This window comes from Caballeronia sp. NK8 (genome assembly GCF_018408855.1).
Lineage (GTDB): Bacteria > Pseudomonadota > Gammaproteobacteria > Burkholderiales > Burkholderiaceae > Caballeronia.
This window is the reverse complement of sequence record NZ_AP024325.1, coordinates 1,280,949-1,306,876: the sequence shown is the minus strand read 5'-3', so window position 1 is coordinate 1,306,876 and position 25,928 is coordinate 1,280,949. Positions and strand designations below refer to the sequence as shown.

At 62.9% G+C, this 25,928-nt stretch carries 25 protein-coding genes and 1 pseudogene; 18 read left to right on the top strand and 8 right to left on the bottom strand.

Annotation, left to right across the window (positions count from 1 at the left end):
• The first annotated feature begins 11 nt into the window (after positions 1-11).
• Genes NK8_RS31270 through NK8_RS31260 form a run of 3 tightly spaced genes read left to right on the top strand, consistent with a single transcriptional unit; the run spans position 12 to position 2,421 of the window.
• Positions 12-1,037, top strand: coding sequence for an amidohydrolase family protein (locus tag NK8_RS31270; RefSeq protein WP_213232076.1), 1,026 nt, complete (start codon positions 12-14; stop codon positions 1,035-1,037).
• A gap of 2 nt (positions 1,038-1,039) precedes the next feature.
• Positions 1,040-1,723: a 4-carboxy-4-hydroxy-2-oxoadipate aldolase/oxaloacetate decarboxylase gene (ligK, locus tag NK8_RS31265; RefSeq protein ID WP_213232074.1), complete on the top strand. Its 684-nt coding sequence runs from the start codon at positions 1,040-1,042 to the stop codon at positions 1,721-1,723.
• A gap of 5 nt (positions 1,724-1,728) precedes the next feature.
• Positions 1,729-2,421, top strand: coding sequence for a substrate-binding domain-containing protein (locus tag NK8_RS31260; RefSeq protein WP_213232072.1), 693 nt, complete (start codon positions 1,729-1,731; stop codon positions 2,419-2,421).
• A gap of 57 nt (positions 2,422-2,478) precedes the next feature.
• On the opposite strand, the pseudogene NK8_RS31255 reads toward NK8_RS31260, so the two are convergent.
• Positions 2,479-2,685, bottom strand: a pseudogene (locus tag NK8_RS31255) (NADH:flavin oxidoreductase/NADH oxidase); the annotation flags it as partial.
• A 402-nt stretch (positions 2,686-3,087) separates the two neighbouring features.
• Positions 3,088-3,915, bottom strand: a complete 828-nt coding sequence (locus tag NK8_RS31250; protein ID WP_213232070.1) for a MetQ/NlpA family lipoprotein — start codon at positions 3,913-3,915, stop codon at positions 3,088-3,090.
• 233 nt (positions 3,916-4,148) lie between these two features.
• Here NK8_RS31250 and ssuD point away from each other — a divergent pair, with 233 nt between their 5' ends.
• The 4 genes from ssuD (at position 4,149) to NK8_RS31230 (ending at position 7,732) form a co-directional block, all read left to right on the top strand.
• Complete coding sequence (gene ssuD / locus NK8_RS31245; protein ID WP_162070544.1) at positions 4,149-5,297, top strand: FMNH2-dependent alkanesulfonate monooxygenase; 1,149 nt, start codon at positions 4,149-4,151, stop codon at positions 5,295-5,297.
• Positions 5,294-6,076, top strand: a complete 783-nt coding sequence (ssuC, locus tag NK8_RS31240; protein WP_213232068.1) for an aliphatic sulfonate ABC transporter permease SsuC — start codon at positions 5,294-5,296, stop codon at positions 6,074-6,076. The genes ssuD and ssuC overlap by 4 nt, the downstream gene beginning before the upstream one ends.
• Positions 6,073-6,870 (top strand): ATP-binding cassette domain-containing protein, encoded by a 798-nt coding sequence (locus tag NK8_RS31235; protein ID WP_213232066.1) that lies wholly within the window; start codon positions 6,073-6,075, stop codon positions 6,868-6,870. Before ssuC ends, NK8_RS31235 begins: the two co-directional genes overlap by 4 nt.
• A gap of 103 nt (positions 6,871-6,973) precedes the next feature.
• Positions 6,974-7,732: an SDR family NAD(P)-dependent oxidoreductase gene (locus NK8_RS31230; protein WP_213232064.1), complete on the top strand. Its 759-nt coding sequence runs from the start codon at positions 6,974-6,976 to the stop codon at positions 7,730-7,732.
• Positions 7,733-7,759: 27 nt separating this feature from the next.
• On the opposite strand, the gene NK8_RS31225 is transcribed toward NK8_RS31230, so the two are convergent.
• Positions 7,760-8,233, bottom strand: coding sequence for an Lrp/AsnC family transcriptional regulator (locus tag NK8_RS31225; RefSeq protein ID WP_162070548.1), 474 nt, complete (start codon positions 8,231-8,233; stop codon positions 7,760-7,762).
• Positions 8,234-8,411: 178 nt separating this feature from the next.
• On the opposite strand from NK8_RS31225, the gene NK8_RS31220 reads away from it, so the two are divergent.
• The 3 genes from NK8_RS31220 to NK8_RS31210 all read left to right on the top strand — a co-directional run bounded on the left by NK8_RS31220 (position 8,412) and on the right by NK8_RS31210 (position 12,633).
• Complete coding sequence (locus NK8_RS31220; RefSeq protein WP_213232062.1) at positions 8,412-9,785, top strand: amino acid permease; 1,374 nt, start codon at positions 8,412-8,414, stop codon at positions 9,783-9,785.
• An 11-nt stretch (positions 9,786-9,796) separates the two neighbouring features.
• Entirely contained in the window at positions 9,797-11,002 is a 1,206-nt protein-coding gene (locus NK8_RS31215; RefSeq protein WP_213232060.1) for an amino acid aminotransferase, read from the top strand.
• Positions 11,003-11,076: 74 nt separating this feature from the next.
• Positions 11,077-12,633, top strand: coding sequence for a class I adenylate-forming enzyme family protein (locus NK8_RS31210; protein ID WP_213232058.1), 1,557 nt, complete (start codon positions 11,077-11,079; stop codon positions 12,631-12,633).
• Position 12,634: 1 nt separating this feature from the next.
• Here NK8_RS31210 and NK8_RS31205 read toward each other — a convergent pair whose 3' ends face one another.
• From NK8_RS31205 to NK8_RS31190, 4 genes are all read right to left on the bottom strand, one after another.
• A complete protein-coding gene (locus NK8_RS31205; RefSeq protein WP_213232056.1) occupies positions 12,635-13,840 on the bottom strand; it encodes a benzoate/H(+) symporter BenE family transporter in 1,206 nt (401 codons plus the stop codon).
• A 3-nt stretch (positions 13,841-13,843) separates the two neighbouring features.
• Positions 13,844-14,122, bottom strand: a complete 279-nt coding sequence (gene catC / locus NK8_RS31200) for a muconolactone Delta-isomerase (protein WP_162070553.1) — start codon at positions 14,120-14,122, stop codon at positions 13,844-13,846.
• 32 nt (positions 14,123-14,154) lie between these two features.
• Positions 14,155-15,282, bottom strand: coding sequence for a muconate/chloromuconate family cycloisomerase (locus tag NK8_RS31195; protein ID WP_213232054.1), 1,128 nt, complete (start codon positions 15,280-15,282; stop codon positions 14,155-14,157).
• A gap of 108 nt (positions 15,283-15,390) precedes the next feature.
• A complete protein-coding gene (locus tag NK8_RS31190) occupies positions 15,391-16,311 on the bottom strand; it encodes a LysR family transcriptional regulator (RefSeq protein ID WP_162070555.1) in 921 nt (306 codons plus the stop codon).
• 177 nt (positions 16,312-16,488) lie between these two features.
• On the opposite strand from NK8_RS31190, the gene catA reads away from it, so the two are divergent.
• The 8 genes from catA to NK8_RS31150 all read left to right on the top strand — a co-directional run bounded on the left by catA (position 16,489) and on the right by NK8_RS31150 (position 24,420).
• Positions 16,489-17,424: a catechol 1,2-dioxygenase gene (gene catA / locus NK8_RS31185; RefSeq protein ID WP_213232052.1), complete on the top strand. Its 936-nt coding sequence runs from the start codon at positions 16,489-16,491 to the stop codon at positions 17,422-17,424.
• 114 nt (positions 17,425-17,538) lie between these two features.
• On the top strand, positions 17,539-18,897 hold the full coding sequence (locus NK8_RS31180; RefSeq protein WP_213232050.1) for a Rieske 2Fe-2S domain-containing protein: 1,359 nt from the start codon (positions 17,539-17,541) through the stop codon (positions 18,895-18,897).
• Positions 18,894-19,382 (top strand): benzoate 1,2-dioxygenase small subunit, encoded by a 489-nt coding sequence (benB, locus tag NK8_RS31175; protein ID WP_213232048.1) that lies wholly within the window; start codon positions 18,894-18,896, stop codon positions 19,380-19,382. The genes NK8_RS31180 and benB overlap by 4 nt, the downstream gene beginning before the upstream one ends.
• Positions 19,383-19,417: 35 nt before the next feature.
• On the top strand, positions 19,418-20,446 hold the full coding sequence (gene benC, locus NK8_RS31170) for a benzoate 1,2-dioxygenase electron transfer component BenC (RefSeq protein ID WP_213232046.1): 1,029 nt from the start codon (positions 19,418-19,420) through the stop codon (positions 20,444-20,446).
• On the top strand, positions 20,443-21,219 hold the full coding sequence (benD, locus tag NK8_RS31165; RefSeq protein ID WP_213232044.1) for a benzoate diol dehydrogenase BenD: 777 nt from the start codon (positions 20,443-20,445) through the stop codon (positions 21,217-21,219). Before benC ends, benD begins: the two co-directional genes overlap by 4 nt.
• Positions 21,220-21,239: 20 nt before the next feature.
• A complete protein-coding gene (locus NK8_RS31160) occupies positions 21,240-21,647 on the top strand; it encodes a RidA family protein (protein WP_213232041.1) in 408 nt (135 codons plus the stop codon).
• 47 nt (positions 21,648-21,694) lie between these two features.
• Positions 21,695-22,882, top strand: a complete 1,188-nt coding sequence (locus NK8_RS31155; protein ID WP_225936529.1) for a GTPase — start codon at positions 21,695-21,697, stop codon at positions 22,880-22,882.
• A complete protein-coding gene (locus NK8_RS31150) occupies positions 22,879-24,420 on the top strand; it encodes a dynamin family protein (protein ID WP_213232039.1) in 1,542 nt (513 codons plus the stop codon). The genes NK8_RS31155 and NK8_RS31150 overlap by 4 nt, the downstream gene beginning before the upstream one ends.
• A gap of 15 nt (positions 24,421-24,435) precedes the next feature.
• On the opposite strand, the gene NK8_RS31145 is transcribed toward NK8_RS31150, so the two are convergent.
• Positions 24,436-25,899: a benzaldehyde dehydrogenase gene (locus NK8_RS31145; RefSeq protein WP_213232038.1), complete on the bottom strand. Its 1,464-nt coding sequence runs from the start codon at positions 25,897-25,899 to the stop codon at positions 24,436-24,438.
• Positions 25,900-25,928: the final 29 nt, after the last annotated feature.

The following is a 25,928-nucleotide window of genomic DNA, read 5'->3' as shown; positions in this document are numbered from 1 at the left end:
TGGAGCAAGGCATGATCATCGACATACACGGCCACTACACGACCGCCCCCAAGGCGCTCGAAGCGTGGCGCAACCGGCAGATCGCAGGCATCACGAATCCTTCGGAGATGCCGGCCGCATCGGAACTGCGTATCAGCGACGATGAACTGCGCGAATCGATCGAAACGAATCAGCTTCGACTGATGCGCGAACGCGGCCTCGATCTCACCGTGTTCAGCCCGCGCGCGAGCTTCATGGCGCATCACATCGGCGACTTCGAAGTGTCGAGCACGTGGGCGGCGATCTGCAACGAGCTGTGCTATCGCGTGAGCGAGCTTTTCCCCGACAGCTTCGTGCCGGCGGCGATGCTGCCGCAGAGTCCGGGCGTCGATGTCTCGACGTGCATTCCCGAACTCGTGAAGTGCGTCGAGCAGTACGGCAATGTCGCGATCAACCTGAACCCGGACCCGTCGGGCGGGCACTGGACGAGCCCGCCGCTCTCGGACCGCTCGTGGTATCCGGTCTACGAGAAGATGGTGGAATACGACATCCCCGCGATGATCCACGTGAGCACGAGCTGCAACGCGTGTTTTCATACGACGGGCGCGCACTATCTGAACGCCGACACGACCGCGTTCATGCAGTGCCTCACGTCCGATCTGTTCCGCGATTTTCCGACGCTCAAGTTCGTGATTCCGCACGGCGGCGGCGCGGTGCCGTATCACTGGGGACGCTTCCGCGGACTCGCGCAGGAGCTGAAAAAGCCCTTGCTGAAGGATCATTTGCTCGACAACGTGTTCTTCGATACATGCGTCTATCACCAGCCGGGCATCGACTTGCTGACGCGCGTGATTCCCGTCGACAACATTCTGTTCGCGAGCGAGATGATCGGCGCGGTACGCGGCATCGATCCTGAAACGGGGCACTATTTCGACGACACGAAGCGCTATGTCGAGGCGGCGCAAATCGAACCGGAAGCGCGCTACAAGATTTACGAAGGCAACGCGCGCCGGGTGTATCCGCGCCTGGATGCGGCGCTCAAAGCGAAGGGACGTTGATCATGTATGAACTGGGAGTGGTGTATCGGAACATCGATCGTGCGAACGCGGACGCAGCCGAAAAACTCGGCGCGCTCGGCTCGGCGACGGTGCACGAGGCGATGGGCCGTGTCGGTCTGATGAAGACCTACATGCGGCCGATCTACACGGGCGCGCAGGCGAGCGGCACGGCGGTGACCGTGTTGCTGCAGCCGGGCGACAACTGGATGATGCACGTCGCGGCTGAGCAGATTCGTCCGGGCGACATCGTCGTGGCCGCCTGCACGACCGACAACACCGACGGTTTCTTCGGCGACCTGCTCGCGACGAGCTTCAAGGCGCGCGGCGCGCGTGCGCTCATCATCGATGGCGGCGTGCGCGACGTGCGCGTGCTGACGGAGATGAACTTCCCCGTCTGGAGCCGTGCGATCTCCGCAAAAGGCACGGTGAAGGCGACGCTCGGTTCGGTGAACATTCCTGTCGTGTGCGCGGGCGCGCTGGTGACGCCCGGCGATGTGATCGTCGCGGATGACGATGGCGTTGTCGTCGTGCCTTCCGTCTCGGCACAACAGGTGCTCGACAAGGCCATCGCACGCGAGGCGCTCGAAGAAGAGAAGCGCGCGAAACTCGCGAGCGGCGTGCTCGGCCTCGATATGTACAAGATGCGCGAACCGCTGGAAAAGGCGGGCTTGCGCTACATCGACTGACGCTCATGAGCATCACAGGCATCTCTTCGATGGCGACGCGCCAGGTGTTGAACGAGCTTGCTTCGGCTTATGAGGCGAAGGCGGGACAGCGCGTGGCGATCGAATCGGTGGGCGGTGTCGCGGCGTTCAGGCGCGTCGATGAAGGCGAGACGTTCGATATCGTCGTGCTTGCGTCGGACGCGATCGATCGGCTCGCGGGGTCGGCGCGCGTCGATGCGGCCAGCCGCGTGAAAGTCGCGCGTTCGGGCGTGGCGATCGCGGTGGCGTCGGGCGCGGCGCGTCCTTCCATCGACGATGAAGCCGCCGTGCGCGAGGCGGTGCTCGCTGCACGCAGCATCGGCTATTCGACGGGGCCGAGCGGCGTCTATCTGACGCGTTTGTTCGAGCGTTGGGGCATTGCTGAGCGCATCGCATCGCGCATCGTGCAGGCGCCGCCGGGCGTTGCGGTGGGCACGCTCATCGCGCGTGGCGAAGTCGAACTGGGCTTTCAGCAGGTGAGCGAGATGATCGGCGTCGAAGGCATCGACGTGATCGGCATGTTGCCGCCCGGGATTCAGACGCTGACGGTGTTCGAAGCCGCGTTATGTACGAACGCACGCGCACCGCAGCTTGCCCGTGAGTTTCTTGCGTTCATCGCTTCTTCTGATGCCGACAGCGCGAAAGTGCGGAACGGCATGGAGCCTTGTAAGCCCGCGTAGTCAAAAGCGCGCAACCATCACGTTGCGCGTTTTTCGTTTCAAGACATCATTCAGCCACGGCGTAACGAAGCCGACGCTCACGCTCATCAGATCGAGGCCTTTGCGCCGCAGCGTCCTCGTCAGTTCGATCGATTCGTTCAGCGTGACGTCATCGCGGCCATCGTATTCGACGACACCGAAGCGTGCCGTCAACGGCAGATTCTTCGGCCACACTTCGCGCACCGCCTCGAAGGTCTCGACGATGAAGCGGCTGCGTCCCGCGAGATGCCAACAGGCTTATCGGAAATCCTGAATTCGTGTCGGTCTATTAGCACTGCCCCTGTGCGGGGCGGCAGTCACTTTCTTTGCTGCTGAAAGAAAGTAACCAAAGAAAGCAGCTCGAGACGCCCGCGGTCACACGCAATTTGGGTGTTCTTCTCGTTGTTCGTGGACTCTGTAGCGAGTGCCCTCGTAGGCCGTCTCGGGCTTGGACCGCGCACGGTCTGACACGCTAGTTGTCTTAGCGCGCTGGTTCAGCACGAAAGAGCTCCGGCACAGCGCTGCGCGCTGCCGCCGGGTATGCAAGGGAAACCAACGAAACACTGATTCAGTGAAATGGAGGCGTTAGACAGGGGAAGGCGCACGGACCCGATTGAGCGGCCGTTTCGAATCACGTTGCTTTTTCCTTCACTTCTGCGGCGCGCCATCCCAAGCGGGCAGCGTCGCGCCGTGATAGACGCTCAGAATCGACGTCGCCACATTGGCCTGCTGATAACTCTCCACCAGCGCCTTGACCCACGGCGCCTGCGCATCCTTCGCATTGACCGCGATGAAGTTGCGATACGGATTGTTCGTCACCTTCTCCTGCGCGATGCGCTCCTGCGGAATCTTGATGCCGGCCTTGATCGCCCAGTCGGTGTTGACGACGGCAGCATCGAGATCGCCGATCGCGCGGCCGACGATGCCCGCATCGAGTTCCTTGATCTGCACGTGCCTCGGGTTGCTCGCGATATCGCGCGCGGTGGGCAGGAGGCCCGCGTTCTCGCGCAGCTTGATCACACCGATGGCCTGCAACAGCAGCAGCGCGCGGCCTTCGTTGCTCGGATCGTTCGGCACGCCGATGGCCGCGTTCTGCGGCAGCGCATCCACCGATTTCCACTTGCGCGAGTAAAGGCCGATCGGCTGCACGTAGGTGAAGCCGACAGGCACGATGTCATAGTGACGCGCCTGGATCTGCGCATCGAGATAAGGCTTGTGCTGGAACGAGTTGGCGTCGAGGTCGTGTTGCGCGAGCGCTTCGTTCGGCTGCGTGTAATCGGAGAAGGTCGTGACTTTCACCGTGATGCCGTGCTTCGCCGCATTGGCGGCCACGGCACGCCACACGTCCTCGTCCTCGCCGGACATGATGCCCACTCGAACGGTCTGATTCGCCGCGAGCGACGGCTGCGCGCTCACGACGCCCCACGCGAAGAGGATCGACAACACAGTAGCTTTGAAGGGATGCTTGATATTCATGATGCGCACGCATGCTGATTGAGAGAAGCGTGATGCTAGGGGCGCGGCGCGTGCGCGCCAAATAATATCGGACGCTATCGATATGCCTGAAAAGCATCACAAGAAAAGCACTTGGCATCGGCGCGAATCCTGCTATCGATATCACGATTCCTCGTTTAGCCCACCAGGCGCGCATTGCTAACATCGCCAGTATCGGCATCGGCGACGATGCCTTCGACAAGGCAGATTCCGCAATGAATGTTTTCTGGTTCATCCCCACGCACGGCGACAGCCGCTATCTCGGCACATCGCAAGGCGCGCGAGCCGCGAATTACGACTACTTCCGCCAGATCGCAGTGGCCGCCGATACACTCGGCTATGAAGGCGTGCTGCTGCCCACCGGCCGTTCCTGCGAGGACGCGTGGGTGGTCGCCTCCAGCCTCATTCCCGCGACGAAGCGTCTGAAGTTTCTCGTCGCGATCCGTCCGGGCCTGAGTTCGCCGGGACTGTCGGCGCGCATGGCATCGACGTTCGACCGGCTCTCGAACGGGCGTCTGCTTATCAATGTCGTGACCGGCGGTGATCCGTCCGAACTCGCCGGCGATGGCGTGTTCCACGACCACGACACGCGCTACGAAATCACCGACGAATTCCTCACGATCTGGCGCGGCCTGCTCGAACAGTCGCACGACAACGGCGCCTTCGATTTCGACGGCAAGCATCTGCGATCGCAGGGCGGCAAGGTGCTGTATCCACCCGTGCAAAAGCAGCATCCGCCGCTTTGGTTCGGCGGTTCGTCGCCGGCGGCGCACGAAATCGCGGCGAAGCACATCGACACATATCTCACCTGGGGCGAGCCGCCCGAGGACGTGGCAAGGAAACTGGCCGACATCCGCCGCCGCGCCGCCGACGCAGGCCGCTCGATCAAATTCGGCATTCGTCTGCATGTGATCGTGCGCGAGACCGAACAGGAAGCGTGGGCGGACGCCGACAAGCTCATCAGCAAGCTCGACGATGAAACCATTCGCCGCGCCCAGGCCTCGTTCGCGAAGATGGACTCGGAAGGGCAGCGCCGCATGGCCGCGCTGCACGGCGGCCAGCGCGACAAGCTGGAGGTGTATCCGCATCTGTGGGCGGGTGTGGGGCTCGTGCGCGGTGGCGCGGGCACGGCGCTCGTCGGCAATCCGGAACAGGTCGCCGGCCTGATGAAGCAGTATGCGGAACTGGGCATCGAGACATTCATCCTGTCGGGTTATCCGCATCTGGAAGAGTCGTATCGCTTCGCGGAACTGGTGTTTCCGCTGCTGCCGCGTCGCCAGCGCGAGCAGATCAGCGGGCCGTTGTCGGGACCGTTCGGTGAAGTCATCGGCACGGCGGAATTGCCGAGGGTGTCGGCATCATGACGCTGAACTCCATCGCTCGCCGCGCGTTACCGTGGCTCGTGCCGGTGCTGATCCTGATTGCATGGGAAAGCGCCGCGCGCACCGGTGGACTGTCATCGCGCGTGCTGCCCGAACCGCTCGCGGTCGTGAAAGCCGCGTGGGCGCTGATCGAGTCCGGCGATCTGTGGGCCAACGTGAAAGTGAGCGCCGGGCGCGCACTCGCGGGCTTCGCGATGGGCGGCGGCATCGGCTTCGTGCTCGGTCTCGCGACCGGCCTCTTCAAGCCCGCCGAAATCGCGCTCGACTCGACCGTGCAGATGATCCGCAACATCCCCGCGCTCGCGATGATTCCGCTCCTGATCCTGTGGTTCGGCATCGGCGAGGAAGCGAAACTCGTGCTGGTTGCGCTGGGCGTGTTCTTTCCCGTCTACGTCAACACGTATCACGGCATTCGCTCGGTCGACCGCGATCTGATCGAGATGGCGAAGAGTTATGGCTTGTCGGGCTTCGCGCTGTATCGGCATGTGATCTTGCCGGGGGCGTTGCCGTCGATTCTCGTCGGCGTGCGCTTCGCGTTCGGCCTGATGTGGGTGATGCTGATCGTGGCCGAGACGATCTCCGCGCAATCGGGCATCGGCTATATGACGATGAACGCGCGCGAGTTCCTGCAAACCGATGTCGTGGTGGTCGGCATCCTGCTTTACGCGCTGCTCGGCAAACTGGCCGACACCGTCGCCCGCTCGATCGAACGCGCGACCCTGCGCTGGCATCCCGCGTATCAAACGAAGGCGCAATCATGAATCTGACCGATATCGACACGCTGGCGCCCGCGTTCAGGCGCGTCGAACCACAAACGCATGCACGCCCGCCGCACGCGGGGCGCGATCTCGCCGTATCGCTGCGCGGCGTGGAGAAGCGCTTCGGCGAGCGCACGGTTTTGGCCCGGCTCGACTTCTCCATCGAGCGCGGTAGCTTCGTGTCGATCGTCGGGCGCAGCGGCTGCGGCAAGTCGACCTTGCTGCGGCTCATCGCCGGTCTCGATCAGCCGACGGGCGGTGTCCTTCAACGCAACGCACCAGCGACGGCAAGCGAGTTGCAGGTGCGGATCATGTTTCAGGACGCGCGGCTGTTGCCGTGGAAGAGCGTGCTCGACAACGTGATGATCGGCCTGCCGCGCAGCCGGCGCGACGAAGCTCGCGCGACGCTCGCCGAAGTGGGACTCTCCGAGCGCGAGAAGGACTGGCCATCGCGACTGTCGGGCGGACAGCGGCAGCGCGTGGCGCTCGCGCGTGCGCTCGTGCATCGGCCGGATCTGCTGTTGCTCGATGAACCGCTCGGCGCGCTCGATGCACTGACGCGCATCGAGATGCAGGGCTTGATCGAGCGTCTGTGGCGCGAGCACAAGTTCACCGCGCTGCTCGTCACGCACGACGTGCAGGAAGCGGTATCGCTCGGCGATCGCGTCGTGCTGATCGATGCGGGGCGTATCACGCTCGATACCGCGGTGCGCTTGCAAAGGCCGCGCACGCGCACTTCGCCCGGCTTCGCCGAACTCGAAGAGCAAGTACTGTCGCGCGTGCTTCAGCGCGCCTGAGCGTTCGGTTTTTCGCACAACCCGTGCGGATTGAAGCGGATTATCGATCAGCGTTTCGCTCGCTATCCTGTCGGCTGATCACAGGAGCGAAGGAGCGTGAATCATGTCCGCGAGAAAGATTGCGATCGTCACCGGCGGCAGCCGGGGACTCGGCCGAAACACCGTGCTTAGCCTCGTGCAACGAGGCGTCGACAGCATCTTCACTTATCGCAGCAACCAGCAAGAAGCCGCGAAGGTCGCCGCGCTGATTGTGGAAGCCGGCGGGCGCGCGAAGGCGCTGCAACTCGATACCGGCAACACGCGCGGCTTCGATGCCTTCGCAAACGACGTGCGCGCGACACTCGCCGGCTGGGGCGCCGACCGCTTCGACTTCCTCGTCAACAACGCGGGGACGTCGCATCACAACAGCATCGAGAAAACGACGGAAGCGGAGCTCGATGCGCTCTACGAGGTTCACTTCAAAGGCGTGTTCTTTCTCACGCAGAAACTGCTGCCGCTGATTCGCGACGGCGGCCGCATCGTGAATATTTCCTCGGGTCTGACGCGCATCATCGTGCCGGAGAGCGCGCCTTACGGTTCGATGAAGGGCGCGGTCGAAGTGCTGACGAAATACATGGCGAAGGAACTCGCGCCGCGCAGGATCGCCGTCAACGTGGTCGCGCCCGGCGCGATACAGACGGACTTCAGCGGCGGCATGGTGCGCGACAATCCGGAGCTGAACCGCCGCATCGCCGATATGACCGCGCTCGGCCGCGCCGGCCTGCCCGATGACATCGGACCGATGATCGCGTCGTTGTTGTCGGAAGACAATCGCTGGGTCAATGCGCAACGGATCGAAGTTTCGGGCGGCATGGCAATCTGAGCACCGCCGAAGCGAGCGCGGAGCGCGCTATGCGTCCAGCGGCACCGCGCTCACGCACTTGAGTTCGTCGAGACACACGCTCGATTTCACGCCGCTCACGCCCGGTATGCGCATCAGCGTATCGAGCAGAAACTCCGACAGCCCTTTGAGATCGCGCGTAATCACCTTCAGCATGTAATCGATATCGCCGGTCACGGCGAAGCATTCCTGAATCTCGGCGAGCTTGCCGACGACACCCTTGAACTTCGCGAGGTCGCGCACGTGGCCGCGCTCCATGGTCACCTGAATGAAGGCGACGACGCCGAAGCCGAGCACCTGCGCGTCGAGCCGGGTCTCGTAGCCCTTGATCACGCCCATTTCCTCCAGCCGCCGATGACGCCGCAAGGTCTGCGCAGGCGACAGGTTGATCGCCTCCGCCAGTTCGAGATTGGAGACGCGTCCGCGGGACTGCAGAATCCCGAGCAAACGCAGGTCGATACGGTCGATCTCGATAGTCTGCAATTTTATTTCTCCGATGTGACCGATGAAGAAATCCAGACGCGCAAACTAGGGTTTGTCTGCGGATCTTAGGAAATCATATTGTGCCGCAACAAATTTACACTGATTCCCCTCAATCGAGCGGGGACGCCCGATGTTCGAAGCGTCCGAAATCCACCGCAGCACACAAGGAGAGAGACACGTGGCACATGAGGGACAAGGCACGCTCAAGCGCGGCCTGAAGAACCGTCACATTCAGCTGATCGCGCTCGGCGGCGCGATCGGAACCGGGCTGTTTCTCGGCATCGCCCAGACGATCAAATCCGCAGGGCCGTCGGTGCTGCTCGGGTATGCGATCGCAGGCGTCGTTGCATTTTTCATCATGCGGCAACTGGGCGAGATGGTCGTCGACGAGCCCGTCGCGGGTTCGTTCAGCCATTTCGCGGACAAGTACTGCGGGCAATATGCGGGCTTCCTGTCGGGCTGGAATTACTGGGTGCTCTACATCCTCGTGTCGATGGCCGAGCTTTCAGCCGTGGGCATCTACGTTCAATACTGGTGGCCGGGCATTCCGACGTGGGTGTCCGCGCTCGTGTGCTTCTGCCTGATCAACGCGATCAACCTGACGAGCGTGAAGTCGTATGGCGAACTGGAGTTCTGGTTCGCGATCGTCAAGGTGGTCGCGATCGTCGGCATGATCGGCTTCGGCGGCTATCTGCTCTTCTCGGGCAATGCCGGGCCGGAAGCGAGCGTGTCGAACCTCTGGCGTCATGGCGGCTTCTTCCCGAACGGCGTCTCGGGTCTCGTGATGGCGATGGCCGTCATCATGTTCTCGTTCGGCGGACTGGAACTCGTGGGCATCACGGCGGCCGAAGCGGATGATCCGTCGCACACCATTCCGCGCGCGACCAATCAGGTGATCTATCGCATCCTGATTTTCTACGTGGGCGCGCTCGGCGTGCTGCTGTCGCTGTATCCGTGGCAGAACGTGGTGACTGGCGGCAGCCCGTTCGTGCTGATCTTCCACGCAATGAACAGCAACTTCGTCGCGCACGTGCTCAATGCGGTGGTGCTCACGGCGGCGCTCTCGGTCTATAACAGCGGCGTGTACTGCAACAGCCGCATGCTGTACGGCCTCGCGCAGCAGGGCAACGCGCCGCGCGCGCTGCTCAAGGTCAACAAGCGCGGCATTCCGCTCGTCGCGCTCGGCGTCTCCGCAATCGCGACGGCCGCGTGCGTGCTGATCAACTATCTGATGCCGGGCAAGGCGTTCGAGTTGCTGATGGGGCTGGTGGTGTCGGCGCTGATCATCAACTGGGCGATGATCAGCCTGATCCATCTGCAATTTCGCCGCGCAAAGGCGCGCGCCGGTGAGACGACCGTGTTCAAGAGCCTCGGTTATCCGCTCACCAACTATCTGTGTCTCGCGTTCCTCGGCGGCATTCTGGTGGTGATGTGTCTGATTCCCGATCTGCGCATGTCGGTCTATCTGATTCCGGTGTGGCTCGTGGTGCTGGGCGTGGGTTATGCCATTCGAAACCGTCGTCGCGCGAGTGCCGCGTTGTCGCGCGTCTGAAGGAGACCGTCATGTTCGAACACATCGAAGCTTATCCCGGCGATCCGATCCTCTCGCTGAACGAAGATTTCGCGAAGGACCCGCGCAGAGACAAGGTCAATCTCAGCATCGGCATCTATTTCGACGACGCGGGCCGCTTGCCGGTGATGCGCGCCGTTCGCGAGGCCGAAACCGGCTTGCTGGCTGAACCCGCCGCGAAACCGTATCTGCCGATGGCGGGGCTCGCCGCGTATCGCGATGCCGTGCAGTCGCTCGTATTCGGCGACGACTCCGCCGCGCGCGCCGAAGGCCGTATCGCGACCGTGCAGACGCTTGGCGGCTCGGGCGCGCTCAAGGTCGGCGCGGATTTCATCAAGCGCTATTTTCCCGGCTCGCAGGTCTGGGTCAGCGATCCGACGTGGGATAACCATCGCTTCATCTTCGAGCGCGCGGGGTTCACGGTCGGCACGTATCCGTACTACGACGAAGCGACCGGCGGCCTGAAGTTCGATGCGATGCTCTCGGCGATCCGCGATCTGCCCGCGAAAAGCGTCGTGCTGCTGCATGCGTGCTGCCACAACCCGACGGGCGTCGATCTGAACGATGCGCAATGGGTGGAGCTGATCGACGTGATCAGGCGGCGTGATCTGCTGCCGTTCGTCGACATGGCTTATCAGGGCTTCGGCGCGGGCCTCGATGCGGACGCGTTCGCGATTCGCGAACTGGTGCGTCAGAACGTGCCGGCATTCGTCGCCAATTCGTTCTCGAAGAACTTTTCGCTGTACGGCGAGCGCTGCGGCGCGTTGTCGGTGATTTGCGAGTCGACAGAATGGGCGGCGCGCGTGCTCGGGCAGATGACGAGCGCAGTGCGCGCGAACTACAGCAATCCGCCGACGCACGGCGCGACTATCGTCACGCGCGTGCTCACGACGCCGGCGCTGCGGCAGTTGTGGGAAGAGGAACTGGCGTCGATGTGCACGCGCATCGCGCGCATGCGCGGAGAAATCCATGCGCGCCTGCGCGGTAACGTGCCGGATGCGATGCTCGCGCGATATCTCGAGCAGCGCGGCATGTTCACGTATACGGGGCTTTCGGCGGCACAGGTCGATGTATTGCGTGAGCGGCACGGCATTTATCTGATCCGCTCGGGACGGATGTGTATCGCGGCGTTGAATGATCGTAATGTCGGGGTGACGGCGGGGGCGATTGGGGAGGTGCTTGCGACGGAGACTGTCTAGCGTCGCACGGCCGCTCATTCCCAACTCATTCTGCGCAAGCACACTGCATCCTTCACTAAAGAGGGGATGCAGTCATGAAGACCTGTGAAAGAGCGGCCTTTCGGTCCTATGTCGATAGTTTGCTCGCCCAACTCGACAAGCACGCCGATCGCGCCGTCCTCCGTTATCTCGACCAGGACGTAACAGGCGGCGCACTACGCGCTTCGATCTACCGTCACGCCCGCGCGCTCGCGTCCCTGGGCGTCACCCGCGGCGCGCTCGTCGCGATGTTCGCGCCGAACTGCCCCGACGCGCTGGCCATCCGTTACGCGACCAACCTGCTCGGCGCAGCAACGATGTTCCTGCCCGCGATCGCCTCCGCCGAGCATCGCGCGGCGTTCGTGACCCGCATGCAGCCGACCCTGCTCGTCGCGTTCGCGCAGACGGAGCATCTGGTGCCGCCGAACACTGGCGCGCGCCTGGCCTATGTCGGCACCGGCCCGGCGCGCCTGCGTCTGGACTTGCGCGCGCGCGTGCAGCACGATCTCCCGGTCGAGAGCCGCGCCCGCCCCGACGATCTCGCGATGATCGTTTCCTCGGGCGGCTCGACCGGCACGCCCAAGGCGAGCCGCCGCAGCTTCGCGGCCTGGTCCGCGATGGTGAGCGCGCCGAGTCCCGCCGATCGTCGTCAGCTCGTCAATGGCGCGCTGGCTTATCTGTCGCAAGTGCTGGTCGACAACACGCTGCTGGGCGGCGGCACCGTCGTGCTGAAGCCTCGCTACGATCCGGCCGACACCCTCGCGACGATCGAAGCCGAACGCATCACCGACGTGCTGCTCGTCGAACCGCAACTCTTCGAAACGATGGATCATCCGGACGTCGACCGGCGCAACCTGTCGTCGCTGCGCTCGATCGCGCACATCGGCGGATCAGCGCCCGCGATCCTGCGGCAGCGCGCGATCGCGCGGCTCGGCCCGGTGCTCACGCACATGTACGGCGCGAGCGAAGCGGGGCTCGTGAGCGTGCTGACGCCTTCCGACTTTCTCACCGATCCGGCCTTGCTGAACAGCGCGGGGCGCATCCGGCCCGGCGTCGACGTGCGCGTGCGCCGCACCGATGGCAGGTTCGCGCGCGGCGGCCAGCATGGCGCGATCGAAGTGCGCTCGGCGGCGGTGGCGCAGGGCTATTACCGGCAGCCGATCGAGTCGGCGCAGAAGTTCCGCGACGGCTGGTGCCTGACTGGCGATATCGGTTTCATCGACGAAAAGCTCCATCTGCATGTGCTCGGACGCGCGGCCGATGTCGCTCAGATCGATGGCGTCGTCGTCGGTCCGGCGCAGCTCGAAACGCCGCTGTGCGCGCTGGCCGAGGTGCGCTACGCGCGCGCCATCGCGACGAAGGATGCCGGAGGCGATTACAGGTGGAACGTCGTGGTCGTGCCGTGGACGGGCAGGCGGATCGACATCGCGCGTTGCCTGCGCGCGCTCGAATCGGCGTGCGGCGTGAAGGTCGCGCAAGCCGTGCGGATGGTCGCCGTGCCGCGCGTGCCGCTCACCGAGCAGGGGAAGGTGGACCGCGCCGCGATCGGCCGCATGTGCCGGAACGTAGCGAACCGGCGTGCCGAAAAGGAAGACGCCGAATGCAGCGCGTAGCTCAGCCTTTGTGCTGCGCGCGGCCGAGCACCAGATGCGCCACGGTTCCGAGCACGATGCCCCAGAACGCCGAGCCGAGCCCGAGAAAGCTCATGTTGGAGGCCGTCGCGATGAACGTGATGAACGACGCCTCGCGATGCGCCTCGTCCTGCACCAGTCCGACGATGTTGGCCGCGATCGCGCCCAGCAATGCGAGCCCGGCGAGCACCGCGACGAAGGCGTTCGGCAGCGCGGCGAACAGCATCACGACGGTTCCGGCGAAGCATCCGCCCGCCAGATAGAAAAGCCCGTTCGCGATGCCCGCGACGTAGCGGCGCTGCGGATCGCGATGCGCGTCGGGACCGGTGCACAGCGCCGCGGTGATCGCCGCGATGACGATCGTGATGCCGCCCGAGAACGCGACCAGCATCGACGCGAGACTCGTCGTCATGAGGACCGGGCGCGTCGGCGTCTGATAGCCGGACGCGCGCAGGATGGCGAAGCCCGGCAGGAACTGTCCCGTCAGGCTCACGATGACGAGCGGCACCGCGAGACTCACGGTGGATTGCCACGTCCAGGTCGGCATGGTGAAGACAGGGCGCGTGAGGTGCAGACTGACCGATTCGAAATGCGTCAGGCCGAGCCCGACGGCAAGCGCGCCGCCGAACGCCAGCACCAGAATGAGACAGTAGCGCGGCGCCCATCGGCGGAACACGAGGAAGCTCGCGAGCATTCCCAGAGCGAGCCACGGCGTGAGCGCCACCGCCTTGAATACGTTGACGCCGAACTGAAACAGGATGCCCGCCATCATCGCGCAGGCGATGCCTTTCGGGATGCGCTTGACGATCTGATCGAACCAGCCGGAAAGGCCCAGCGCAAAGATGCATGCGCCCGCGACGATATACGCGCCGATCGCTTCGCTCACCGGCATGCCGGGAAACAGCGTGACGAGCAGGGCCGTGCCCGGTGCGGACCACGCCGTGATGATCGGCTGCTTCAGCCACCAGCTCAGCGCGATGCCCGAGACCGCCGCGCCCATCGAGATCGACCAGACCCACGATGCGATCACGTCGTTGCCGACATGCGCCGTGTGCGCGGCCTGAAAGAAGATCGCGAGCGGTCCCGCATACGAGATGATGACGGCGAGCAGCCCGGCGCTCACCGCCGACACGGACCAGTTACCTTTTGGCGCGGTCGGTATGGAAGGCGGTTCCGTGTCGCGCTTCATGCTTCAGCGGATCGACGACGGATGGCGCGCGAGCGCGGTCACCTGCATCGTCATGTACGGGAACAGCGGCAGCGCCGAGAGCAGGGTATGCAGTTCGTCATGCGAATCGACGTCGAAGACGCTGTAGTTCGCGTACTCGCCCACGATGCGATGCAACTGCTGCCATTTGCCCTGCCGTTGCAGCTCCTGCGAGTATTCCTTCTCGCGGGCCTTGATTTCATCGGCCTTCGCGGCGGGCATGTCGTGCGGCAGATGCACGTCCATTCGTACGAGATAAAGCATGGCGTTCCTCGTTGAGTGTTGAGTGGTTGCGTTCAGATGTTCTTGTCGCGCCGGTAGAACGCGAGCTTGTCCTCGTCGATCTGAAGGCCGAGACCCGGTCCCGCCGGCAGATGGAGGTCGAAGTCACGATACTGCGGGCGCGCCGTGACGATGTCGTCTTTCAGCAAGAGCGGCCCGAACAATTCCGTGCCCCATGTGAGTTGCGGGAGCGCGGCGAAGCCGTGAGCCGACGCGATCGACCCGATGCTGCCTTCGAGCATCGTGCCGCCATAGAGCGACACGCCCGCCGCATCGGCGATGGCGGCGGTGCGCATCATGCCGTAGATGCCGCCGGACTTCGCGATCTTCAGCGCGAACACGTCGGCGCAGGCGTGGCGCACGAGTTCGAGCGCGTCTTCCGGGCCAGTGACCGCTTCGTCGGCCATGATCGGCACGATGAAACGCGCCGCGAGCCGCGCGAGCGCGCCGCGCTGTTCGCGCGGAGTCGGTTGCTCGATCAGATCGATGCCCGCCGCCTGCAACGCTTCGATGCCGAGCGCGGCGTCGGCTTCGTTCCAGGCCTGATTCACGTCCACGGTGACTTTCGCGCGGTCGCCGAGCGCGGCCTTGATCTGCGATACATGCGCGACATCGTCGCGCACGCTGCGCCGGCCGATCTTCAGCTTGAACGTATGGTGGCGGCGCTCGGCCAGCAGCATTTCGGCTTCTTCGATATCGCGCTGGGTATCGCCGCTCGCGAGCGTCCAGAGCACGGGAAGCGTCTTGCGCACCGCGCCGCCGAGCAGTTCGCACACCGGCACGCCGAGGCGCTTGCCTTGCGCGTCGAGCAGCGCCGTTTCCATCGCGCACTTGGCAAAACGGTTGCCGCGCGCGATCTTGTTCAGCCGGAGCATCGCGGCGTTGATATTGGTCGCATCCTGTCCGACGAGCGCAGGCGCGAGGTACGTATCGATGGTCAGCTTGATGCCTTCGGGACTTTCATCGCCGTGAGACAGCCCGCCGATCGTCGTGGCTTCGCCTATGCCCTCGATGCCGTCGCTCGTGCGCAGGCGGACAATGACGAGAGTTTGCTGCTGCATCGTCGCCATCGCGAGTTGATGCGCACGGATGGTCGGAAGGTCGACCAGGATCGCTTCGACGGAGGTGATTTGGGCGTTCATACCTGAAATGTCGGGATGGATGGGTTGATGAAGTATTGCGCGCCCGTTTGCCGCCTGTCCAACACCGTTGACGTCTAGTGCCATACCCTCGAGGTATGGCGCGCGTCATCACCTCTGATCAGTGCGCGGCGTATAGGGAATCCTTTCCTCGTCGTACAGCCGGTAGATCAGTTCGAGCATCTCCTTGATGTCGCGCGACTCGTCGAGCGCGCGCATGCTCATGATGATGGGGGAAACGAGTGTCGGATCGTCCAGTTCTTTGTAGCTGACGTCGTCGCGCTTGAGGCCGTAGACGCTGCTCGGCACGATGGAAATGCCTTCGCCCGCCGCGACGAGCCCTAGCGCGATCTGCAATTCGCGCACTTCGTAAATCTTGCGCGGCGCGAGCGCGCGGTCCTGAAACGCCGACAGCACCTGATCGGCATAGCTCGGGCGCGGCGCCTTCGGGAAAATGATCAACGTTTCGTTGATCAGATCGCGCAACGCGAGGACAGGCTTCGCAAGCGACAGCGGATGGCCGACCGGCAGCGCGACGATCATCTGCTCTTCGCGCAGGATCACCCGGCGGATGTTCGCATCCTCATGACGAATGCGGCCGAAACCCACGTCGATACGGCCATCCTTGAGCGCGCGAATCTGATCCATCGTCGACATTTCGTGGAGGCTCAATTCGACGGTGGCGTTCTCGTCGCGAAAACGCCGGATGATTTTCGGGAGCATCCCGTATAAGGTCGAACCCACGAAACCGACCGAGAGACTGCGCTCGATATTGCCCACGCGCCGCGTCATGGATTCCAGCTCGGCAGTCTGCGCGAGCAGCTGCACCGCGTGCGAATAGAAGAACTTGCCCGTCTCCGTCAGCTTGAGCGGCCGTGAGTTGCGCTCGAACAACTGCACGCCGAGCGTCTCTTCGAGTTGCTGTATCTGACGGCTCAACGGTGGTTGGGCAATATGCAGTCGCTGAGCTGCGCGCGTGAAATTGCGTTCTTCGGCTACCGCTACGAAATAGCGGAGATGTCGCAACTCCATCTCAATACCTCCTGGATATAGCCCAATACTAAATCAGTGTTGGACTGGGCTTCTTTACGTCCATTATCCTGCCTTCACGCTCTGTTTCAACACCCGACTATACCTTCCGAGCATATCTCTACCGGTGCTGAAACAAGGGTTAACCCCACCAAAAAATTGCGAGATTCAGGAGCAGACATGAGCATCAAAGTGTTCGATACGAAGGAAGTCCAGGACCTGTTGAAGGCGGCTGCCAATCTCGGAGGTCAGGACGGCAGTGCTCGTGCCAAACAGATTACGCATCGCCTGCTGAGCGACCTGTTCAAGGCCATCGACGACCTCGACATGACGCCCGACGAAATCTGGGCCGGCGTGACCTACTTCAACAAGCTCGGCCAGGACGGTGAAGCGGCGCTGCTGGCCGCAGGCCTCGGTCTGGAAAAATTTCTCGACATCCGCATGGACGCCGAAGACCGCGAGGCGGACATTCACGGCGGCACGCCGCGCACGATCGAAGGCCCGCTGTATGTCGCCGGTGCGCCGGTGCGTGACGGCGTGTCGAAGATCGACATTAATCCCGATGAAGACGCCGGCCCGCTGGTCATCCGCGGCACGGTCACGGGCCCGGATGGCAAGCCGGTCGCGAACGCCGTGATCGAATGCTGGCACGCCAACTCGAAGGGCTTCTACTCGCACTTCGACCCGACCGGCGCGCAAAGCGATTTCAATCTGCGCGGCGCGGTGAAGACCGGCGCCGACGGCAAGTACGAATTCCGCACGCTCATGCCGGTGGGTTACGGCTGCCCGCCGCACGGCGCGACGCAGCAATTGCTGAACACGCTCGCCCGCCACGGCAACCGTCCGGCGCACGTGCACTTCTTCGCGACGAGCGAGAACCACCGCAAGCTGACGACGCAGATCAACATCGAAGGCGATCCGCTGATCTGGGACGACTTCGCCTACGCAACCCGCGAAGAACTGGTACCGCACGTCGTCGAAAAGACCGGCGGCAACGCGCTGGGACTGAAGGACGATGCGTACAAGGAAATCGAGTTCGACATCCAGTTGTCGCCGCTGGTTCAGGGCAAGGACAACCAGCTGGTTCATCGCCCACGCGTGGCCGTCGCGGCGTAACAAGCCAGGAACGCCCGAAGCGGCGGCAAGCCTGTCGCCGCCTGAATCTCCGCACCAATCATTCGACACCGATGCAGGCGCTCCGTGAATGGAGCGCGCATAGGGAGAGCACACATGTCCGCCATCACCGACAAAGCCAGTCAGCTCGACGAACTGCTGCAAACGGCAGTTCAGGACGACAAGGAAAGCGGCGTATTCCGCTGCCGCCGCGATATCTTCACCAATGCAGATCTGTACGAACTCGAGATGAAGCATATCTTCGAGAGCAACTGGGTTTATCTCGCGCACGAAAGCCAGATTCCCAATAACAACGATTACTACACGACGTGGATCGGCCGCCAGCCGGTGGTCGTGACGCGCGACAAGACCGGCGAACTGCACGCGGTCATCAATGCATGTGCGCACAAGGGCGCGATGCTGTGCCGCCGCAAGCATGGCAACAAAGGCAGCTTCACGTGCCCGTTCCACGGCTGGACGTTCTCCAATACCGGCAAGCTGCTGCAGGTGAAGGACGAGAAGACCACCGAATACCCGATTCAATTCAATACGCACGGCTCGCATGATCTGCGTAAAGTGCCGCGCTTCCAGAGCTATCGCGGCTTCCTGTTCGGCAGCCTCAATGCCGATTCGATGCCGCTCGAAGAGTACCTCGGCGAGACGAAGGTCATCATCGATCAGATCGTGGATCAGGCGCCGGACGGCCTCGAAGTGTTGCGCGGCAATTCCTCGTACATCTACGACGGCAACTGGAAGATGCAGATGGAAAACGGCTGCGACGGCTATCACGTCAGCACCGTGCACTGGAATTACGCCGCGACGATGGGCCGCCGCAAGGTCGAAGGCACCAAGGCGGTCGATGCGAACAGCTGGAGCAAGTCGGTCGCGGGCGTGTATGGCTTCGACCACGGCCACATCCTCCTGTGGACCAAGACGATAAACCCGGAAGTGCGCCCGGTGTATGAGCATCGTGAAGAGATCAAGGCGCGCGTGGGCGACGTGCAGGCGGACTTCATCGTCAACCAGACGCGCAATTTGTGTCTCTATCCGAACGTGTTCCTGATGGACCAGTTCAGCACGCAGATTCGCGTGGTGCGTCCGCTCGGCGTCGACAAGACCGAAGTCAGCATCTTCTGCTTCGCGCCGAAGGGCGAGAGCGCCGAGAACCGCGCCACGCGCATCCGTCAGTACGAAGACTTCTTCAACGTGACGGGCATGGGCACCAGCGACGACCTCGAAGAGTTCCGCGCGTGCCAGTCGGGTTATGCCGGCATCACGGCGATGTGGAACGACCTGTCGCGCGGCGCGCCGCTGTGGGTTCACGGTCCCGACGAGAACGCAACGAACATGGGTCTGAAGCCGCTCATCTCGGGCGAGCGCAGCGAAGACGAAGGCCTCTTCGTCGTGCAGCATGAATACTGGGTGAACGTGATGCGCGACGCCCTGAAGAAGGAACAAGGGGAGACACTGGCATGAGCTTCGACTACCAGAAAATCTGCGCGACGCTGTATCGCGAAGCGCGCCTGCTCGATGACCGTCAGTGGGACGAATGGCTGGGCTGCTATGCGGAAGACGTCACTTACTGGATGCCCGCGTGGGACGACGACGATCAGATCACCGACGATCACGAAAGCCAGATCTCGTTGATGTACTACCCGGATCGCGGCGGCCTGGAAGATCGCGTGTTCCGCATCAAGACCGAGCGTAGCGGCGCGTCGATGCCCGAACCGCGCACGAGCCACAACGTCACCAACGTGGAAGTGCTGGCCGAGCGCGACAATGAAATCGACGTGCGCTACAACTTCGACACGCTCAATCACCGGTACAAGATCACCGATCACTTCTTCGGCACGATGTTCGTGACGTTGCGAAAGGTCGGCGACATTCTGGTGATTTCGCGCAAGAAGATTGTGCTGAAGAACGACTATATCCGTCAGGTGCTCGACGTCTACCACGTCTGATGCGCCCGGTGATGAGACAGGAAGTAGGAGGCAACATGTCCAGCTATAACATTGCACTGAATTTCGAAGACGGCGTAACGCGATTTGTCGAATGCAAGGCGGGCGAGAAGGTTCTCGACGCCGCCTTTCGCGCCAAGATCAACCTGCCGATGGATTGCTCCGACGGCGTGTGCGGCACCTGCAAGTGCCGCGCCGAAAGCGGCAGCTACGATCTCGGCGAGGACTACATCGAAGACGCGCTCTCCGACGACGAAAAGGAAGGCGGGCTCGTGCTCACATGCCAGATGGTGCCGCAAAGCGACTGCGTGATCGCGGTCCCGGCGTCGTCCACGGCATGCAAGACCGCGCAGAGCAAGTTCGCCGCGAAGGTCACGAAAGTGGCCCCGCACAACGACGCCGCCGTCGTGCTCGAACTGGACGTGGATGCCGCCGCTTCGGCGCCGGTGTTCCTGCCGGGCCAGTACGTCAATATCGACGTTCCCGGGAGCGGCCAGCATCGCTCGTATTCGTTCTCGTCCGCACCGGGCGAAACGAAGATCAGCTTTCTCATCAAGAAGATTCCCGGCGGCGTGATGAGCACGTGGCTCGAATCCGCAGAGACGGGCAGCACGGTGGAACTGACCGGTCCGCTCGGCAGCTTCTATCTGCGCGCGGTCGAGCGGCCGTTGCTGTTCCTCGCGGGCGGCACGGGCCTCGCGCCGTTCCTGTCGATGCTGGAAGTGCTCGCGCGCGCGAACTCGCAGCAGAAGATTCACCTGATCTACGGCGTGACCCGCGATCTCGATCTCGTGCAGGTCGAAGCGATCGAGGCGTACACGGCGAAGCTGTCGAACTTCACGTTCAGCACGGTCGTCGCCGATGCCGATTCGGATCATCCGCGCAAGGGTTGGGTCACGCAGCACATGCCGGCGGAATCGCTGAACGACGGCGATGTCGATGTGTACCTCTGCGGCCCGCCGCCGATGGTCGATGCGGTGCGCAAGCACTTCGACGACAACGGCGTGAAGCCCAACAGCTTCCACTACGAGAAGTTCACCCCCAACGCCGCGCCGGTGACCGCATGAGCACACAACGATTTGCCGGCAAGGTGATGGTCGTGACGGGCGCGGCGCAGGGGATCGGACGCGGCGTGGCGCTGCGCGCGGCGGCCGAGGGCGCGCGGGTGCTGCTCGTCGATCGCGCCGACTTCGTGGCGGAAGTCGCCGCCGAAGCGAAGAGCGCGGATACCGCCGGCTTCGTCGCGGATCTGGAGACGTATGAAGGCGCGGCAGCGGCGATGGCTTTTGCGGCGCGCACGTTCGGCGGCATCGATATTCTCGTGAACGGCGTCGGCGGCGCGATCCGCATGCGTCCTTATGCCGAGTTCGAGCCTGCGCAGATCGACGCGGAGATTCGCCGTTCGCTGATGCCCACGCTCTACGCGTGTCATGCGGTGTTGCCGCATTTGCTCGAACGGGGTCGTGGAACCATCGTGAACGTGTCGTCGAACGCCACGCGCGGCATTCGGCGCGTGCCGTATTCGGCCGCGAAGGGCGGCGTCAACGCGATGACCCATGCATTGGCGATGGAATACGGCGAACACAATATCCGCGTCGTCGCCGCAGCGCCGGGCGGAACCGAAGCGCCGCCACGACGCGTCCCGCGCAACGCCGCCGGCGACAGCGAACAGGAAAAGCTCTGGATGAACGAAGCGGTAAAGCAGGTCACCGAATCGACCTACTTGAAACGTTACGGCACCCTCGACGAACAGATTGCGCCGATCCTGTTCCTGGCTTCCGACGAGGCGAGCTATATCACCGGCGCGGTGTTGCCCGTCGCCGGCGGCGATAACGGCTGATGTCGCAGGAGACGCATGCCATGAGTGAACGCAAAGCCATCGTGCCCGCGGGCATGGAAGCGGTGTACGAGAAGATTCGCTATGCCCCGGCGATCCAGGCCGGCAATACGATCTACGTGTCCGGGCAGATCGGCCGTGACGCGGCCATGCAACTCGTCGAAGACCGCGAGGCGCAGATCGTGCAGGCATTCGAGAATCTGAAGCTGGTGCTGGAGGCGGCAGGGGCATCGCTGAGCGATGTCGTCGACGTGACGACCTTCCACACCGATATGCGCGATCTGCCGCTCTTCATGCAGGTGCGCGAGAGATATCTCAACACGCATCCGCTGCCGGCATGGACCGCGGTGGGCGCGCATATGCTTGGCGGCGCGGCGGGTTATATCGTCGAAATCAAGGCGGTGGCCGTATTGTCCGAGTCAGGGAACTGACGGTGTCGGGCGAAATCGTTGCCGTGCTGCCCGCGCGCGCCGACGATATGGCGCGCCTCGCGATTCTGCTCGCACAGGGTGAGCCTATCGTCACGGTCATCGGCAAATACAACCATGGCAAGAGCCGTCTGCTCAACGAGTTGATCGGGCAGGACGCCTTTGCTGTCGCGGACAGGCGCGAGACGGTGACGCTGTCGGATAGCGTGCATCGCGGTGTGCGCTGGCTCGATGCGCCCGGCCTCGATGCCGATGTCGGCACCGAAGACGATCGCCACGCATTGCATGCCGCGTGGCTGCACGCGGATATCCGATTGTTCGTGCATGCCGCGAAAGAAGGCGAACTGGACGCGAAAGAACTCGCCTTGCTCGCCGAGCTATATGCGGACGATGCGCGCTCGAAGCGGCAAACCTTGTTCGTGCTGTCGCAAGTGGATCAGCTCGCCGACGACGCCGAACTGCGCAAGGTGCGCAATGCGATCGATGCGCAATGGCCGGGCGTCGCGTTGAATGAAGTGTCGTCCACGCGCTATCGCAAGGGGCGGGACGAAGGCAAGACGCTGATGCTGGAAAAGAGCGGCATGCCTTCACTGCGCGCTGAGATCGACGCGGCGCTCGCCCGCGTGCCGCAGGCGCGCACGCACGAGAAGACGCTGCTGTTCGGCGAAATCCGCGAGGAGCTGGCGGTGCTTCTCGCGGCGCGCGAGAAAGAATTCGAAGCATTGCGTGATACGCAGCGGCAACAGCGTCCGTCGTTCGATCGCGGTTTGGCGAAGGTCATCGAGAAGGTGAGCGGGGATATCGAAACGATGTTGAACGCGCTCGGCACGGACCACGCTTCAGTGCCGGATACTGCAAAAGACGCGTATGGGATCACCGCAGGCAAGCTTGAGCGCGCGCACATTCAGATTGCCTATTCGCGCGCGTGTATCGAACTCGATGGTTTCCTGGCGGGGCAGGGTGTCATTGGCTTGCCTTCCGAACAGGAAACCGTGGCGCGCGCGCTCAACACGGTGATGATCGCGGTCATGGGCGTCTCGGTGAAGTTTCGCAAGGACTTGCGCAGAATGTTCTGCACGACGGCCGGCCGAGAGCGCATGCGGCGCGAGTTCACGCACTACTACGAGTTGTCGAACGATAGAAGGGCGTTGGCCGGGCGCATCGCGCGGAGTGAATCGGCCATCGACGCTTCGAGGAATGCATCGGCGTCATTGGACGCACTGGAAGGCCGCGCATGAAAGCGGATGCGAGCAACGAACAACGCTTTATCGCCGATGTCGATGCGTTCGAGTTCATCGCACACGATGTCGGGCGAATGCTTCACGCGATGGAAGACTGGCTTGCGCAATTGACTTCCGATCTTCAATCGAGTCGGCTGCTTTGTTCCGGACTAAAAGAACAGGGCGCGCTCGCCAGACAGGCGCAAGCCATCAACGCCGAATTGCAGAAGAACCTGCTCACGTGGCCGCAGCAATGGGCTAGTCTCGAACCGGCTCAGAATCTGGCCGAAACCTTCGACGACAAAGTTCTGCTTTTGGTCTTCGGCAAGTTCAACGCGGGTAAGAGTTCGCTCTGCAATCTCATCGCGGATCGCTTTGCCGCGCATGAAAAGACGGTGCAGTATTTCTATCTCGATGCGGGGCGTATCGTCGAGACGACGGAATGCTTCAAGGAAGGCGTGACGGAAACCACCGCGCGTCTTCAAGGCGTGCGACTTGCCGGCAAACTGGTGCTCGTGGATACGCCCGGGCTTCATTCGATCACGCCGGAGAACGCGGCGCTCACGCAGCGCTTCACCGATAGCGCCGATGGCGTCCTCTGGCTGACGAGTTCGACATCGCCCGGACAGGTTCAGGAACTGGACGAACTCAGCCGCGAGCTGCATCGCAACAAGCCGCTTCTGCCTGTCGTGACACGCAGCGACGTCTACGACGAAGACGAGATAGACGGCGAAATCCGCAAGTTCCTGCGCAACAAGACGGCGCAGAATCGCGCCGAGCAGGAAGCCGATGTCAGAACACGCGCGCAGGAAAAGCTTCTGACGATGGGCGTTTCCGCCGATCTTCTGAAAGCGCCGGTGTCGATTTCCTCTTATCTCGCGCGCAAGCAGGGACAAACCCACGCGGCAATGACCGATGCGGGTTTCGAGCGGCTCTATGCTGCACTGATCGACATCGCTGAACCGACGCTGGCCTACAAGCGCCGCAAACACGCGGAAGTATTCCTGCATCATCTGGAAGAGAACGTGATGGGCGTGCTCTCGCGCGATGCGTATTCGTCGCTCGCGGAACTCCGCGCATCGTCGGATGCGGCGATGGCGATGCTCGTGCGCCAGCAGGAGAATATCGCCGATGCCGTCTGGCGGAGCGTCGTTCCGACACTGCCTGCGTTGCTGGATGAGCATTCGTCGACGCGCAATGTCGGCGCTATTCTCGGCAGCTTGTCTCAAACCATGGCTGAGTCGGTTTCGCGCGAGGTGGATCGCCAACTCGACGATTACGTTGTTCATACCGATAGCTCGCTCGCCAGAATCGATCTCGATGACGACGCGGGTTTCCAGGAAACCACTGTCGGTGTCGACTATCAGCGGCTGCATGCAGCACTTGCCAGGGCGATTCGCGAGCAGGTATTGCGCTTGTCCAGCAACGCGGCCGAACAATGCCGTGCGTCGATAAAGCAACTGATCGCGCGAGCCGGGCAATTGCAGGATGTTTTGCGCGCACACGAAACGGACCTGATCGATCTGAAAGCGCGACTTCGGTCCGAGTTCGATTGAAGAGAAAGCGCCGCTTCAGAACGGATAGCGGATCGGACTGTCCATCACGCTGACCCATTGGGTCTGAGTGAATTCATGGACGTTAGCCGGTCCGCCGAAGCGTCCGCCATTACCCGATGCGCCCATCCCGCCGAACGGCACATGAAACTCGTTGTTCACGGTCTGATCGTTAAGATGCACCATCCCGGCGCGAATGCGTGAGGACAATGCAAGCCCGCGCGACATCGATCGGGTGTGGATTGCAGCCGCCAGGCCATAGTCCGACGCGTTCACGAGTTCGACGGCTTCATCGTCGCTGTCGAACACGGTGATCGGCGCGACCGGCCCGAAGATTTCCTCCCTGAACGCAGCCATGTCCGGTGTGACGCCGGCCAGAACCGTCGGCTCGTAGAAGAGCCCGCTGAAGCGGCCGCCCGCGAGAAGCGTCGCACCGGCATTGACGCTTGTTCGCACGATACCGTCGATACGATCACGCTGCCTTTCGTTGATCAGCGGTCCGAGATGCACCTGCTGCTTGAAGGGATCGCCCACCGTGAGATTGCGCGCACGTTCTGCGAGCCTCGCCGCATACTGCCCGACGATCGAGCGATGCACGAGGTGCCGTCCCGTCTGCATGCAGATCTGCCCTTGATGCAGGAACGCGCCCCACGCAGCGCTGGATGTTGCGGCTTCGACGTCGGCGTCGTCGAGCACTACGATCGCGTTATTCCCGCCGAGTTCGAGCGCGACCTTCTTGAGCATGCGTCCGCAGGTTTCGCCGATCGAACGGCCGACGCCCGTCGATCCGGTAAACGAAATCATGCCGACCTTCGGATGGCGCACGAGCGCGTCGCCGGTTGCGGGGCCGCCGGGAATGACGTGCAGCACGCCGGTCGGAAGACCTGCGTCTTCGAAGACTCTGGCGAGCAACAGGCCGCCCGCGACCGCGCTTTGCGGATCGGGCTTCAGGATGACCGCGTTGCCGAGCGCGAGCGCCGGCGCGACCGACCGCATCGCGAGAAGAATCGGGAAGTTCCACGGCGCGATGACGCCGACGGTTCCCACCGGAACGTGTCGGCACAGGTTCATCCGATGCGCAATCGCGGAAGGATAGAGCGCGCCATCGGGCTGCATGGGAAGCGCTGCGGCCATCTGCAACTGCTCATAGGACGCATGGAGTTCCCATTCCGCCTTCGCGCGCGTCGAGCCGCACTGGCGAATGTTCCATTCGTTGATTTCGTGCGCGCGTTCCTTCAGGAGCCGCGCCGCCTCCCGCATGATGGCCGCGCGCTGATCGAAGGGCGTCGCGGCCCACGCTTCCTGAGCCTGCGCAGCCGATGACGCCGCGTCGTCGATATCCCCGGGCGAGCCGATGCCGGTCACGCCGATTCGCTCGCCCGTCGCCGGTTCGATGACGAACGCCGTGCCGCCTTTCGCTGTCTTCCAGCCGTTTGAATGAATGCGCGCATTCCAGACATGCGCGTTGCCTTCGTTACTCATGGTGTTCTCTCCGATTTGCATGACGATGT

Excerpts from the sequence above, each read along its gene's own strand:
- NK8_RS31270 (WP_213232076.1), top strand. The coding sequence starts at position 12 with ATGATCATCGACATACACGGCCACTACACGACCGCCCCCAAGGCGCTC.
- ligK (WP_213232074.1), top strand. The coding sequence starts at position 1,040 with ATGTATGAACTGGGAGTGGTGTATCGGAACATCGATCGTGCGAACGCG.
- NK8_RS31260 (WP_213232072.1), top strand. The coding sequence starts at position 1,729 with ATGAGCATCACAGGCATCTCTTCGATGGCGACGCGCCAGGTGTTGAAC.
- NK8_RS31250 (WP_213232070.1), bottom strand. The coding sequence starts at position 3,915 with ATGAATATCAAGCATCCCTTCAAAGCTACTGTGTTGTCGATCCTCTTC.
- ssuD (WP_162070544.1), top strand. The coding sequence starts at position 4,149 with ATGAATGTTTTCTGGTTCATCCCCACGCACGGCGACAGCCGCTATCTC.
- ssuC (WP_213232068.1), top strand. The coding sequence starts at position 5,294 with ATGACGCTGAACTCCATCGCTCGCCGCGCGTTACCGTGGCTCGTGCCG.
- NK8_RS31235 (WP_213232066.1), top strand. The coding sequence starts at position 6,073 with ATGAATCTGACCGATATCGACACGCTGGCGCCCGCGTTCAGGCGCGTC.
- NK8_RS31230 (WP_213232064.1), top strand. The coding sequence starts at position 6,974 with ATGTCCGCGAGAAAGATTGCGATCGTCACCGGCGGCAGCCGGGGACTC.
- NK8_RS31215 (WP_213232060.1), top strand. The coding sequence starts at position 9,797 with ATGTTCGAACACATCGAAGCTTATCCCGGCGATCCGATCCTCTCGCTG.
- NK8_RS31210 (WP_213232058.1), top strand. The coding sequence starts at position 11,077 with ATGAAGACCTGTGAAAGAGCGGCCTTTCGGTCCTATGTCGATAGTTTG.
- NK8_RS31205 (WP_213232056.1), bottom strand. The coding sequence starts at position 13,840 with ATGAAGCGCGACACGGAACCGCCTTCCATACCGACCGCGCCAAAAGGT.
- catC (WP_162070553.1), bottom strand. The coding sequence starts at position 14,122 with ATGCTTTATCTCGTACGAATGGACGTGCATCTGCCGCACGACATGCCC.
- NK8_RS31195 (WP_213232054.1), bottom strand. The coding sequence starts at position 15,282 with ATGAACGCCCAAATCACCTCCGTCGAAGCGATCCTGGTCGACCTTCCG.
- NK8_RS31190 (WP_162070555.1), bottom strand. The coding sequence starts at position 16,311 with ATGGAGTTGCGACATCTCCGCTATTTCGTAGCGGTAGCCGAAGAACGC.
- catA (WP_213232052.1), top strand. The coding sequence starts at position 16,489 with ATGAGCATCAAAGTGTTCGATACGAAGGAAGTCCAGGACCTGTTGAAG.
- NK8_RS31180 (WP_213232050.1), top strand. The coding sequence starts at position 17,539 with ATGTCCGCCATCACCGACAAAGCCAGTCAGCTCGACGAACTGCTGCAA.
- benB (WP_213232048.1), top strand. The coding sequence starts at position 18,894 with ATGAGCTTCGACTACCAGAAAATCTGCGCGACGCTGTATCGCGAAGCG.
- benC (WP_213232046.1), top strand. The coding sequence starts at position 19,418 with ATGTCCAGCTATAACATTGCACTGAATTTCGAAGACGGCGTAACGCGA.
- benD (WP_213232044.1), top strand. The coding sequence starts at position 20,443 with ATGAGCACACAACGATTTGCCGGCAAGGTGATGGTCGTGACGGGCGCG.
- NK8_RS31160 (WP_213232041.1), top strand. The coding sequence starts at position 21,240 with ATGAGTGAACGCAAAGCCATCGTGCCCGCGGGCATGGAAGCGGTGTAC.
- NK8_RS31155 (WP_225936529.1), top strand. The coding sequence starts at position 21,695 with ATGGCGCGCCTCGCGATTCTGCTCGCACAGGGTGAGCCTATCGTCACG.
- NK8_RS31150 (WP_213232039.1), top strand. The coding sequence starts at position 22,879 with ATGAAAGCGGATGCGAGCAACGAACAACGCTTTATCGCCGATGTCGAT.
- NK8_RS31145 (WP_213232038.1), bottom strand. The coding sequence starts at position 25,899 with ATGAGTAACGAAGGCAACGCGCATGTCTGGAATGCGCGCATTCATTCA.